Annotated in this window: 8 protein-coding genes; 7 read left to right on the plus strand and 1 reads right to left on the minus strand. The window is 62.8% G+C overall.

The genetic code is table 11. The annotated features are described in order from the left end of the window. Window positions 1-193: 193 nt before the first annotated feature. Complete coding sequence (locus ABIB99_RS31695; protein WP_247458543.1) at window positions 194-370, minus strand: hypothetical protein; 177 nt, start codon at window positions 368-370, stop codon at window positions 194-196. A gap of 214 nt (window positions 371-584) precedes the next feature. Between ABIB99_RS31695 and ABIB99_RS31700 the strand changes: the two genes are divergently transcribed. From ABIB99_RS31700 to ABIB99_RS31730, 7 genes are all read left to right on the plus strand, one after another. Beyond that, window positions 585-1,247 carry a response regulator gene (locus tag ABIB99_RS31700; protein ID WP_354116245.1) on the plus strand — a complete coding sequence of 221 codons (663 nt, stop codon included), beginning with the start codon at window positions 585-587 and terminating at the stop codon, window positions 1,245-1,247. A gap of 57 nt (window positions 1,248-1,304) precedes the next feature. After that, a complete protein-coding gene (locus ABIB99_RS31705; RefSeq protein ID WP_247314875.1) occupies window positions 1,305-3,074 on the plus strand; it encodes a hybrid sensor histidine kinase/response regulator in 1,770 nt (589 codons plus the stop codon). A 293-nt stretch (window positions 3,075-3,367) separates the two neighbouring features. Next, entirely contained in the window at window positions 3,368-7,321 is a 3,954-nt protein-coding gene (locus ABIB99_RS31710; protein WP_354121854.1) for an autotransporter domain-containing protein, read from the plus strand. Window positions 7,322-7,390: 69 nt separating this feature from the next. Beyond that, window positions 7,391-7,564 (plus strand): hypothetical protein, encoded by a 174-nt coding sequence (locus ABIB99_RS31715; protein ID WP_354116247.1) that lies wholly within the window; start codon window positions 7,391-7,393, stop codon window positions 7,562-7,564. A 91-nt stretch (window positions 7,565-7,655) separates the two neighbouring features. Next, entirely contained in the window at window positions 7,656-8,387 is a 732-nt protein-coding gene (locus tag ABIB99_RS31720; protein WP_247314876.1) for a sulfite exporter TauE/SafE family protein, read from the plus strand. A gap of 1,197 nt (window positions 8,388-9,584) precedes the next feature. Continuing rightward, entirely contained in the window at window positions 9,585-10,853 is a 1,269-nt protein-coding gene (locus ABIB99_RS31725; protein ID WP_354121853.1) for an NHLP bacteriocin system secretion protein, read from the plus strand. Window positions 10,854-10,865: 12 nt separating this feature from the next. Further along, a complete protein-coding gene (locus ABIB99_RS31730; RefSeq protein ID WP_354121852.1) occupies window positions 10,866-13,082 on the plus strand; it encodes an NHLP family bacteriocin export ABC transporter peptidase/permease/ATPase subunit in 2,217 nt (738 codons plus the stop codon). The last annotated feature ends 16 nt before the right edge of the window (window positions 13,083-13,098 follow it).

Consider the following 13,098-nt stretch of genomic DNA (forward strand, 5'->3'; position numbering starts at 1 on the left):
ATCTTCAATCTCCACTTTGATCTATGTTGATCAGTCAAACCCGACGTCGGAACCCTGCGCTCGGTGAATTTCGGGGATATGGCGGTCCGAAGGGACCGCGGTCTCTGAGCTGTGTGCTCAAAAACCAATCATGTCCGCTTCCCAGGAATGGAGCGAAGCGGACATGCCAAACCAGGCCATCATGCCCGGAACGTCACCATGCCCCGTGGGTGGGAGGCACGCGACCGCCGGACACATCGTCCAGCGAGCTGTCGTTGAGTGCATCCTTTTCAGACGTCGAGATTTGGGGTGCCTTGTTCTGAGCGGCATCCTTGAGGCTTTCGGTCGATTCGGCCGGCGCTTTCGAATTTGTGTCCTGCCTATTGGTCATATTCAATCTCCACTTTCATCAAAGCTGATCGGTTAAACCCGACGCGGCAATCTTAAGGTGAGAAACCGCAGCGAGATTACCGAAGCGACCACGTGCAAAAAATACGGCAGGTGGCGTATTTCGCATTAAAGTGATCTGGCAAATAGATTTGTGGATCCAGATCCTGGCTTGGCGTTGATTGAGATCTTAAGGCCGTTATGGGCGGGTGCGATACATGGGTGGACTGGTGAGGACGATCATTGCTGACGATCACGCCGTCGTTCGGGAAGGCCTGAAGCAGCTTCTGTCGACCGTGGACGGGCTTGCAGTCAGTGGAGAGGCGGCGGACGGTGAAGCCGTTCACCGGTTGCTGAACGAAAGCTCCGCCGATCTTCTCATACTCGATCTCGGCATGCCCGGTGTGAGCGGATTTCAGTTCATCGCCAACCTGAAAGCCGAATGGCCGGAGCTGCGCGTTCTGGTCCTCACCGCCAATGTTGAACCACGTTCCGTCCGGGCCGCTTTCTCCGCAGGCGCGAATGGCTATTTGACCAAGAGCGGCGATCCTTCCGAACTCATCTCTGCCATCGATGCCATCAAAAGAGGCAATGCCTATGTGGCGGAGGAGGTTCGCTTTGCGGTGGACCAGCATGACGGCCCGAATGAAACCCCGGAGCCCACGGCTGCGATAATGTCTCCGGTCGCGCTGACAAGGCGCGAGCGGCAAATCCTGGGGATGATCCCTCACGGCGCAACCAACCGCGACATCGCCAGCCGTCTCGGCATCAGCCCGCTGACCGCCCGGAAACATCGCGAGAATCTCATGCGGAAGCTCGATCTGCACAGCGGCGCCGAATTGACTGCCTACGCGGTTCGTCTCGGCCTTCCAGCGGGCTAGCGCAACGGCAACTCGCAAACGAAGCCGCCGCATCTGCCGGCGCGCGGAGAGGTTTCGATGCAAGAAGACAAGATACGCGCGGCGCTCGTCGAGCTTTTGTATCGCAATTCCTATGGGGTGGTGGTCGCCAACATCCTCATCTCCCTGGCGGCGGCGTACGTCCTGAGGAGCACGGTATCGGCGAGCTGGTTGATCGGATGGCTCAGTGCAGTGTATCTGCTCACCGCCACACGCGTCCTGGCCGCGCGCCGGTTCTTCAGCCGAGATCGAGAGCCTGGGTCCGTGTTGCGATGGGCCTGGCTTGCGGCTGCGTTTTCCTGCGTGTCAGGCCTGCTGTGGGGAATGCTCGGCTGGGTTGGGTTCCTTCCCCAGGAGCCTGTTCTTTTTTCATTCACCGTCATTGTCTTGACCGGTCTGATCTGCGGCACGGTGCCGTCGCTCTCGGCGTTTCCGCCTGCTCTCGTCGGCTCGATCATCGCTACGGTGCTGCCGATCACGGTGCGCTCGATCACCAATGGAGGTGACATCTCCGGCGCATATCTCTCTTTGCTTGCCGGGCTTGTGACCATCAATTTCTATTACTGCCGCACAACGTACCGCATGCTGCGCGAGTCCATCAGGTTGCGCCTGGAAAATGTCGAGCTCGTCGGTCACCTTGAGGAAGAACGCGACCGCGCACAAGCCGCTGATCGTGCCAAAACGCGTTTCCTTGCGGCCGCCAGTCATGACCTGCGCCAGCCGATCCATGCCTTGAGTCTGCTGATCGCCACGCTCGCGGCGCTGGGTCACCGCGGCGCTGTCCAATCCGGCGATGCACGCGATCTGGCCGGCAAGGCAAAATCCATTGTCGGCAACCTCAGCGCCCTTCTGAATGGGTTGCTCGACATCTCCCGGCTTGATGCCGGCGTCGTCACTGTTGCGAGGGAGACGGTGAATCTGTCCCAACTGTTCGACCATCTCAGCAACGAATTCGCTTCAGTGGCGAAGGATCGCGGCCTTGATTGGCGCGTTGTTGAAAGCAGTCTGAAGGTGGACAGCGATCCCATGATGCTGAAGCGGGTCCTGGGCAATCTGCTGTCGAACGCCTTTCGATACACGGGATCCGGCGGCGTTCTGCTCGGCTGCCGCAGGCGCGGCGCTGCGGTGGAAATCCAGATATGGGATACCGGACCCGGCATCCCCGCAGATCAGCAAGCAATGGTCTTCGAGGAGTTCGTGCAATTGCAGAACCCGGCGAGGGATCGCACGCTAGGCCTTGGCCTCGGCCTCGCCATCGTTCGCCGCACCGCCTTGCTGCTTCAACATCCCCTGAAGCTCGTCTCCGTCACCGGGCGCGGTTCGATGTTTTCGGTGACGGTTCCGCAAGCCAGTGCGGTGGCAACTCCTTTGCCCGATAACAAGGCATCGCCCGCAGGCATCGCCGTCAGCATCATGGTTGTGGAAGACGAAGGGGATGTCCTCGATACCATGGTGCAGTTGCTCACGCTCCAGGGGCATCGCGTGTATGGCGGCCGATCTGCCGCCGAGGTGCAACAGATTCATGCAGCGGCGATGGTGGCCGGCGATGCGCCGGTCGATCTGATCATCGCCGACTATCGCCTCGGAGACGGTGCTACGGGGCTGGATGCGATCGAGGCTCTCTGCGCCCATCTCGGCCGCGCGGTCCCCGCCGTCATCGTGACCGGAGATACCTCGCCGTCGCGCATCCGGGAAGCCACCGCCGGCGGTCATCGCATTCTGCACAAGCCGGTCACCGGCGAGGAATTGCACGAAGCGATCGTTGCCGCCTGCGTCGGCGGCAAGGAATCGATCGATAGTGGTCGCTAGAAGGATGTGTGACTGCCCCGAGCTTGGCGATCGTCCCGCCACGGCTGCGATTGTGTCTCGGCGCTGATCTCCACGCCACCATCTGCTGGGCGGGCCCTTCGACATTGGCCTGCCTGCCGGCGACGAAATACGACATCTGCCGTATCGCTCGTGAATCGACCCGGCGATATCTTTCGCCCCGACTGGACGCGCTTGGACAGCAGCCGGTTGGTCAGCTTGACCGGCGCGGCCTCCGATTGGCGCGCTCACATCTCTGTTTGGAAGCGCAGTTGGGTCTGCGGGCTGGAAAAGAATTGCCAACAAGAACCACTTCCGACCCGAAAGTGCGCCGGCGCGGCTTGCTCGCAAGCACCGCACTTGTCGGCGCGATCGTCTCCACCTCCCTCGTTGTTGGCGTCGTCTCCACCTTCGCCGCGGGTGGCGATGGCGGCGGCAATGCCGGATCGGGTGGCGCAGACAGCACGACGACCGCGGGTGGCAACGGTGCACCGGGGGTGGCGGCGGGACAGGGCGGTGGCGGCGGCGGCGCCGGCAGGGGGCCCGGACTTTTCGGCGCCGGCACTGGTGGCGGCGTTGGCGGAACAGGCGACAATGGCGCCGCGGGTGGCGCCGCGGGCAGCGATACGACAGCGGGCAGCGATGGCAGCGCCGGCGTGGCGGCCGGCGATGGCGGCGGCGGTGGCGGTGGCGGCGGCGCAGGGAATGCGCTCGTCACCGGAAGCGGCAGTACGATTGGTAATTTTACTGCGAGCGCGGGTGGCAAGGGCGGCGACGGAAACGGCTCTGGCGGCGGCGGCGGAGGAGGCGCCGGCGGTGCTGTCTTCATTATATCCGGCTCGGGCTCGATAAGTGTCTCTGCCTTCTCTCAGAGCCTGGGAGGCGCGGGTGGCGCGGGTGGCGCAAGTGCGGCGGGGCTGGGCGGTTCGGGCGGCTCTGGCGGTGCAGGCTTTATCCTGTCGACCAGCACCGTGGCGCTGGCCGCGGCTTCCCTTGTCGGCGGCGGCGCAGGTGGCGCGGGCGGTGTTGGCGGCACGGGGACAGGCGCTGGAGGCGCCGGTGGAGCCGGCATTTGGGCCGGTTCCACAACCATCAACAATTTCGGTGGCACGATTACCGGCGGCAATGGCGGTGCGGGCTCGACCAACGGTGCCGGTGGCGCAGGCATCATCGGCTCCGACCTGACGATCACCAACACCGGAACCATCGCGGGCGGACTTGCCGGCGACAGCGTGACGCGGGCCAACGCCATCACCTTCACCGGCGGCACCAATACGCTGGAGCTGCGGGCGGGATCGACCATCACCGGCAATGCGGTGGCGTTCAGCAGTGCCGACACGTTGCGGCTCGGCGGCAGCACGAATGCGACGTTTGACGTGTCTACGATGGGCGCGGCAGCACAGTATCGCGGCTTCGGCATTTTCGCGAAAGCCGGCACCAGCACCTGGACGCTGACCGGCACGAGCGCCTTTAGCGGCACGACCCTCGTCAGTGCCGGGACGCTGCTGGCCGGCAATGCCGGCGCGTTCAGCGCCACCAGCGCGATGACGATCAATGGCGGCATCGTCGATCTCGGCGGGACTGCGCAGACCATCAACAATGTGGCGCTGGCGGGCGGCGTGTTGAGCAACGGCGCGTTGACCGGCGCGGTGACCTCGACCGGCGGCACGCTGAGCCACGTCGGCGGCAGCATGAGCCTGACGGCGAACGGGGGTGTCACCAATATCATCACCCTCAACACGTATACCGGCGCGACCACGGTGAACAACGGCGCAACCTTGCTTGGCGCCAGCCCCGATGCGTTCAGCGCCGCCAGCGTGACGACGATCAACACCGGCGGCACGGTTGATCTCGGCGGTTTTGCGCAGACCATCAACAATGTGGCGCTGGCAGGCGGCCGACTAAGCAACGGCTCCTTGACCGGCGCGGTGATCTCGATCGACGGCGATCTGGTCGATGTCGGCGGCGGCATGAGCCTGACGACGAACAGCGGCACCACCACCCTTGGCGGCACCAACACCTATACCGGCGCCACCACGGTCAACAACGGCGCGACCCTGACGGGCTCCGGTATCAACGCCTTCAGCGCCGTCAGTACGACGACGATCGCCATCGGCGGCGTCGTCAACCTCAACGGCTTTTTGCAGACGATCAATACGGTGGTGCTGGCGGGCGGCCGGCTGGGCAACGGCGCGCTGACCGGCGCGGTAACCTCGACCGGTGGCACCATCGCCAGCGTTGGGGGCAGCATGAACCTGACCGCGAATGGCGGCACCACCATCTTCCTGGTCGGCAACGCCTATACCGGGGCCACCACGGTCAACGACGGTGCCACCCTGTTCAGCGTTGTCGACAATGCGTTCAGCACCGCCAGCACGATGACGATCAACACCGGCGGCACCGTCAATCTCGGCGGCACCGCGCAGACGATCAACGCGGTGGAGCTGGCGGGTGGAACGCTCAAGAGTGGCTTGTTGAACGGCGCGGTGACCTCGACCGGAGGCACGCTCGACGGCCTCCGCGGCGGCATGAGCCTGACGACGAATGGCGGCACCACCACCGTCACCGGCCCCAATGCCTATACCGGTCCCACCACCGTGAATAGCGGCTTGTTGTCGGTCAACGGGTCGATCGTCAGCGACGTGACCGTCAATGCCGGCGGAACGCTCGGCGGCAACGGCACTGTCGGCAACACCACCATTAACGGCGGCGCGTTGGCGCCGGGCAATTCGATCGGCTTGCTCACCGTGCAAGGCAACCTCGTCTTCACCGCGGCTGCGAGCTACATGGTGGAGGTTTCGCCCGTCAGCGCCGACCGCACCAACGTCACGGGTGCGGCGACGCTTGGCGGCGCGACGGTGAACGCGAGCTTTGCGCCGGGCACTTACGTCGCCAAGCAATACACGATCCTCAATGCGGCAGGCGGCGTGAACGGCACATTTTCGTCGCTGGTCAACACCGATCTGCCGTCGGGCTTTACTTCAAGCCTCAGCTACGATGCCCATGATGCCCATAACGTGTATCTCAACCTCGTGCTCGCCTTCATTCCGCCGCCGGGTACGGGGCTGAACGCCAACCAGCAGAATGTCGGCAATGCCCTCGTCAATTCTTTCAACAGCACTGGCGGCATTCCGATCGTGTTCGGGGCGCTGACGCCGGCAGGGCTGACGCAGCTTTCCGGCGAAGCCGGCACCGCGCCGCAGCAGACCACCTTCAATGCGATGAACCAGTTTATGGGCGTGATGACCGATCCGTTCGTCGCTGGACGCGGCGACGGCGTCCCGGTCGGCGGGACGGCTGTCGGTTACGCCGATCAGGGAGCCTTGGCGTATGCGCAAACCCGCAAGCCAAGTGACGCCTTGGCTGCGATCTACACCAAGGCGCCGCCGCGCGCGCCTACGTTCGAACAGCGCTGGAGCGTGTGGGCGGCGGGCTTTGGCGGGTCGCAGACCACCGACGGCAATGTGGCTCTCGGCTCGAACAACACCACAAGCAGCATCTATGGCACGGCGGTCGGCGCCGACTACCGTTTCTCGCCGGATACGCTCGTCGGTTTTGCGCTCGCCGGCGGCGGCACCAATTTCTCGGTTGCAAATAATCTCGGCGGCGGTCGCTCCGACCTGTTCCAGGCCGGTGCGTTCATTCGGCACAATATGGGTGCGGCTTATCTGACCGGTGCGCTTGCCTATGGCTGGCAGGACATCACCACGGATCGCACGGTGACAGTTGCCGGCGTTGACCGGCTGCGCGCCGAGTTCAGGGCCAATGCCTGGTCAGGCCGGCTCGAAGGCGGTTACCGCTTCGTGGCGCTAGGTTTTGGGCTCACGCCTTATGCCGCTGGACAGTTTACGACCGTCGACCTGCCAGCTTACGCCGAAGCGGCCATCGTCGGTAGCAACATCTTTGCGCTGACCTACAATTCGAAGAGCGTCACCGATAGCCGCAGCGAACTCGGCCTGCGCGCTGACAAATCCTTTGCGATGCAGGCCGGCATCTTGACGCTGCGCGGGCGCACGGCGTGGGCGCACGATTTCAACGCGGACCGTTCGATCGCGGCCACCTTCCAGACGTTGCCCGGCGCGAGCTTCGTCGTCAGCGGCGCGGCGCAAGCGTCCGACTCTGCGCTTGCCACCGGCGCCGTCGAGATGAAATGGCTGAGTGGCTGGTCGACAGCGACGACATTCGAGGGAGAGTTCTCCAACGTCACGCGCTCCTACGCCGGAAAAGTTGTCGCGCGATACCAATGGTGACCATCTGCGTATCGTTTGTGGGCATCCGGGGACCGCGCAACGGGCCGCCTACAAAAAGGAAATTTGGACATGGCAATTACCGATAGCTCCCACACCCGGCGACCATCGCCACCTCTCAAGGCGTGGACAATCGCCGTCCTGGCTGGCTTCGGCATTTTACACGTCGTCGGGGGATACGTGCTGCATCACGCGTCGAGTATTCGGCCCATCGAAATGGCAGCAACGGCGATCCACGGCGATTAGTTGGATTGGTCGTTGTCGCTCGAGTGAGTTCAGGCGACCTCATGTTGTCCTGCCATTTGACGACGATCACCATTTTTGAGGAAGCGGTACTATGTCAGACATAGCGGCCTATTTGGTACTGAGTGGGGCGGTTTTCGCGGGCGCGTTCGTGTCCGGCCTTTCCGGGTTTGCGTTCTCGGCGGTCGCCGGCGCCATCCTGCTACACGTTTTTCCGCCCATGGAAGCTGTGCCATTGATGATGGCTTGCAGCATCACCGTGCAAGCGGCCACGCTGATTGCGCTACGCAAGAGCATGCAATGGAAAACCAGCCTCGTTTTCATCGCTGGTGGACTATTAGGAATTCCGATCGCGGTCTATCTCCTGCAGAAGGTGGATACCGGGATCTTCAGACTGGGTTTTGGAACTCTCTTATCCCTTTACGCGACATATGCCTTCTTGCGGCCGACGCCTGCCTTCTCGCGTCGGATGGAGAGCCGGAGCCGGAACGTGCTGGTAGGGTTTGGTGGGGGACTGGTCGGCGGGTTGACCGCGATGCCCGGCACACTTCCTGCGATCTGGTGCGACATCCATGGTCTCCCCAAAAATCAGCAGCGCGGCCTGGTTCAGCCCTTTATATGGGTGATGCAACTGTTCGCCCTCGCTCTCATGCTTTCGCACCACAGCCTCTCGTTAAAGGTCTTGATCGACTTTGGCATTTCTCTGCCCGCCTTAGCTGCTGGAACGGCTGTGGGTATCGTCCTGTTCGGACGGATCAACGAATCAGCCTTCAAACGTATTATCCTGGGCTCGCTGCTGTTTTCGGGACTTTGCCTTGTGATCTAGCAGGGGGGCTTTGTGGAAAGGTGTGAGTGGCTTCTGGCAGGACATCTCACACTTCGCCGCCACCTGCGGCGGCGCAGGGCGTCTCGACATTAGCCTCCTGACCGACGACGAAATACGGCATTTGCCGTATCGCCCAGCGACGGAGATAAAGATATGAAGCTCGGTCATGGGGACGAATGTCGTCTCGAGCATTCGCATGAGACGCTTGGCATTGATGAAACCGGAGATGGAATATGACCGTTGCGCAAGATGCGAATAAACAAGGGGAAGCTGAGGGCCTCGCGGACGCCGCTCAGGACAGAAGTTCCCAGACGTTGTTGACGTCTGAAAAGGATGAGCTCGGCGATAAGTCCCTGGACGATGTTTCAGGCGGCAGCTCTGGGCGGCCATTCACTACCACTGGCAAGGGGGGCTAGAAGGCACCTGAGCCGACGACGGCTCGAAGAGGTCACCTCTGCCGCCGCCCATCGGTCCGGAAATGGTCCATCTCGATATAGGCATGTCCGCTCTACCCATTCCTGGAAGAGCGAACATGCAGTGAGCGCGGGTTGCAATGTCGGGCCCCGATCAGCATGGATGAAACATGGAGATTGAATATGACCAACGGGCAGGACACGAATCCGACAGGGCAGGCCCAGCCTGGTGAGAGGCCCAAGGACGGCGCCGCGAACACGATCTCGTCGACGTCTGACAAGGATGCACTCGGCGAGGGCTCCCTAGACGATGTAGCAGGGGGCGCTTGGCCGAGCAGCACCACTAAAACCACGGTCGTCCCTCCGACTATCTGACCTCAGGGTTCATAGCGTGACCGGCTTGGATATTGCCGAGCCTTTGCGATGACCGATGGTCCCGCGCGCGGGGCGTCGGTCATTTTGCCTTTGGTGCGCCATTGCGGCGGCGGCATTTGACCGCCTCGAGACAGCCATGCCTGCCAATCAGGCATTGTGCTTCGTATGACGCGGCGGGCTGCGGCCAAAGCGAGCGGACGATGTCGAAAAGCTGTTCGCGTGGCCCGATATGAGCGAGTTCGGCGTGGCTGCACGAATGCCAGGCTGCGAGCTGAAGGTTTGGGTTTCAAAAAGCGCGCGGTCAAAGAATTTGCCAGCGCGGGCAGGCGATATCCTGCTTGAAAAGATGAAAGCATTCCGGCTCAACTTGAGCCCAGCCGAAGTGGGTTCGGCATTTGCGGGAGCCTGTGTGAAGCGGGGGACGGAGCGAATCTTTCGGGACGCGGCCATCGAGCGGCTTTCGAATCCCGAACAGCTCGATCATGTCGTCGGCGTCACGCGCCCGTTCGACTGGATGGCCGCAGCGGCGCTGGCGCTGGGTCTTGCCGTGCTGCTCGCCTGGAGCGTGCTGGGCCGCATTCCGACCCGCGTGTCCGGCGATGGCATTTTGTTGAGCAGCGGTGGTCGCCTGGTCGACGCCGTGTCCGCGGTCAGTGGAAGGCTAGCCTCGCTCGACGTCGGTATCGGCGACGAGGTCCGCCGTGATCAGGTGATTGCCCGGGTCGCGCAGACCGAGACCGAGCAGCGGCTTCAGCAGGCGAGGGACGTCCTGCGCGAGCGCGAGCGCGAGCATGCCGAGCTCACCGGGGCGATCTCGCGCGAGATCGATGCCAAGCTTGCGAATTATGCGGCTCAGGAAGCCGGCCTTGCCAACGTGATTGCGGCCGCCGAGCGGCGCACCGCCTATCTCACAGACGAGGTGGCCAAGCTCGAGCCTGCCGCGGCAAACGGAACCGTCACGCGCAGATATCTCGAGGACCGCCGGGTCGAGCTCAACAATGCGCGGGAGCGCATCACCGACGCGAAGAACGACATCCTCAAGCTCAACGCGCAGCGGCTGGATCTGCAGAGCCAGCGTGAGCGCGATCGGCTGCAGTCGGAATTCAAGGTGAACGATGCAAGGCGGACGGTCGAGCAGATTGCAGCCGACCTGGAGCGGGGGTCGCGGATCGTCAGCCCCGCTGATGGCCGCGTCGTCGAGGTCAAGGTATCCGGCGGCGCCGTGCTGACAACGGGGATGCCGATCGTGGAAATCGAGACCGCGGGCCAGGTTCTGGAGGCGACCGTCTATATGCCGCCGGACCGCGGCAAGAACATCAGGCCGGGTATGGAGGTTCGTGTCGAGCCGACCACCGTCAAGCGGGAAGAATACGGCGCGATTGTCGGCAGGGTGGTGACGGTCTCGGATTTCCCTGTGACGCCGCAGGGCATGTTGGCGGACCTGCACAACGACGCGCTGGTGAAGCGCTTTTCGCAGGACGGCGCGCCCTATGCGGCGAAGGTGACCCTGGAGCGCGATCCTTCTACCGCCAGCGGGTATCGCTGGACCTCCGGCAAGGGGCCGCCGATCCTGCTCTCGAGCGGCACGTTGACCCGCGCCGAAGTCACGACGCGCGAGCAACCGCCGATCGATCTGGTGATCCCGCTGATGAAGCGGCTTAGTGGCATTGGTGGCTAGGAATACCAGTGCATGACCGGGTTATCGCATCAAGCTGACAATCGGCCGGGTTTGCTCGATCGCCTCGGCAACAAGATCGGCCGCATGCGACGGCGCCGGGTCACCCCCACGGTGTTCCAGATGGAAGCACTGGAATGCGGCGCAGCCTCGCTCGCGATGATTCTGGCCTATCACGGTCTTTGGGTGCCGCTGGAAAAGCTGCGCGAAGCCTGTGGCGTTTCGCGGGACGGCAGCAAGGCCAGCAATGTGCTGAAGGCTGCGCGACAGTTCGGATTGACCGCAAAAGGTTTCAGGAAGGAGCCGGCGACGCTCCATGAGCTGCCGATGCCCTCGATCATCCACTGGAACTTCAATCATTTCGTGGTACTGGAAAAGCTGGATTCGGATTGCGCCTATGTCAACGACCCTTCCGTCGGGCGTCGCAAGGTCGGCCACGAGGAATTTGACGCAGCCTTCACCGGCGTGGTCCTGGCGATGGAGCCGGGTCCCGGGTTCAAGGCAGGCGGCCGCGAGCCCGATTTCTTTCCGCTGCTGCTGCGGCAACTGTCGAATTCATTCGGGGCGGTGGTGCTGCTGGTTGCACTCAGCATGGCGCTCGTGGTGCCTGCCATACTGGTCCCGGCATTCGCGAAGATCTTTGTCGATGACGTGTTGATCAAGCGCGCCGAGGGCTGGTTCACGCCTTTATTGATCGGCATGGGGATCACCGCGCTGGCGCGGGCGCTGATGACCGCGTTTCAACAATCGTTGCTCCTGCGCATCCAGACCAAGCTCACGGTGACGATGGTCAGCCGGTTGATCTGGCACGTCCTGACCCTTCCGATGGAGTTCTTCACTCAACGGCGTTCGGGCGATCTCGCCAACCGCGTCGCTGCCAGCGAACAGATCGCCCAGCTCCTTTCGAACGGGGTGGCCGCCAATGCGCTGAATCTGGTCTCGGTCATCTTCATCGCCATCACGATGGCGTTCTACGACGGCCTTCTGGCCGCGATCAGCGTCGCCATGGCTCTGCTCAATGTCGTCGTTCTCAGGCTGGTTGCGCGCCAGCGCGAGAACCTCAACCGCAAGCTCGTCATCGAACGGGCCAAGCTGAACGGAAGCACCATCGAGATCATCCGCACGATCGAAACCATCAAGGCCGGCGGTCTGGAGGATGACGCCTTCGCGCGCTGGGCGGGATTTCAGGCAAAAGTCCTGAACGCCGAGCGCGATCTCGGCGTCTACTCGACTTTCCTGGACGCCTGCCCGATCTTCCTGACTGGATTGACCATCGCGGTCGTGCTGGGCGTGGGCGGCTTACGGATAGTCGATGGCGCATTGACCATCGGCGGCCTCGTCGCGCTGCAGGCGCTGCTTGCGAGCCTGGTCGAGCCGGTCAACGCGCTCGTACAGCAGACCACTGCGTTCCTTACCATCAAGGGCAATTTGTTCCGGATCGAGGACGTCTTCAACTATCCCGCCCGTCCCTTGGTGCCGATTGAGCACGCGCCGGCAGGCATGCCGCCGAAGCTCTCGGGCCGGGTCGAGCTCAAGGATATTTCGTTCGGCTATTCCGCGCTCGAGCCGCCGCTGATTGAGGATTTCTCGCTGGTCGTCGAGCCCGGCCGCCGGGTGGCCCTGATCGGGTCATCTGGCAGCGGCAAATCCACGATCGGACGGTTGATCAGCGGGCTCTACCGGCCGTGGTCCGGCGACATCTGCATCGACGGCTGGCCACTTGCGGAGATTCCCCAGGAGATCTTCACCAACTCGGTCGCCTATGTCGATCAGGAGATCCTGCTGTTCGAAGCGACCGCCCGCGATAACCTCACGCTCTGGGACGACACCGTGCCCGAAGCCAGCGTGTCGCGCGCGCTGAAAGATGCGGTGATCCATGAGGAAGTCGCTGTCCGCGCCGGCAATTACGATTGCCAGATTGCCGAGGACGGCAGGAATTTCAGCGGCGGCCAGCGACAACGGCTTGAAATCGCGCGGGCGCTGGTGGGCAATCCTTCCGTGATCGTGCTCGACGAGGCGACTTCAGCGCTGGATCCGATCGTCGAAAAGGCAATCGACGATAATCTCCGGCGCAGGGGCTGTACCTGCATCATCGTCGCCCACCGGCTCAGCACGATTCGCGACTGTGACGAGATCCTGGTGATGAACAACGGGCGGGTCGTGCAGCGGGGGACGCATCAGGAGCTGCTTGCCGAGGGCGGCGAATATGTCCAGCTGGTATCGGCCGAATGAACAGTGCGTATCAGCC

Source organism: Bradyrhizobium sp. LA6.1 (assembly GCF_040547805.1).
In the GTDB taxonomy this organism is placed as follows: Bacteria; Pseudomonadota; Alphaproteobacteria; order Rhizobiales; family Xanthobacteraceae; genus Bradyrhizobium; species Bradyrhizobium barranii.

Coding starts and splice junctions, on each gene's coding strand:
- ABIB99_RS31695 (WP_247458543.1), bottom strand. CDS start 370: ATGACCAATAGGCAGGACACAAATTCGAAAGCGCCGGCCGAATCGACC.
- ABIB99_RS31700 (WP_354116245.1), top strand. CDS start 585: ATGGGTGGACTGGTGAGGACGATCATTGCTGACGATCACGCCGTCGTT.
- ABIB99_RS31705 (WP_247314875.1), top strand. CDS start 1,305: ATGCAAGAAGACAAGATACGCGCGGCGCTCGTCGAGCTTTTGTATCGC.
- ABIB99_RS31715 (WP_354116247.1), top strand. CDS start 7,391: ATGGCAATTACCGATAGCTCCCACACCCGGCGACCATCGCCACCTCTC.
- ABIB99_RS31720 (WP_247314876.1), top strand. CDS start 7,656: ATGTCAGACATAGCGGCCTATTTGGTACTGAGTGGGGCGGTTTTCGCG.
- ABIB99_RS31730 (WP_354121852.1), top strand. CDS start 10,866: ATGACCGGGTTATCGCATCAAGCTGACAATCGGCCGGGTTTGCTCGAT.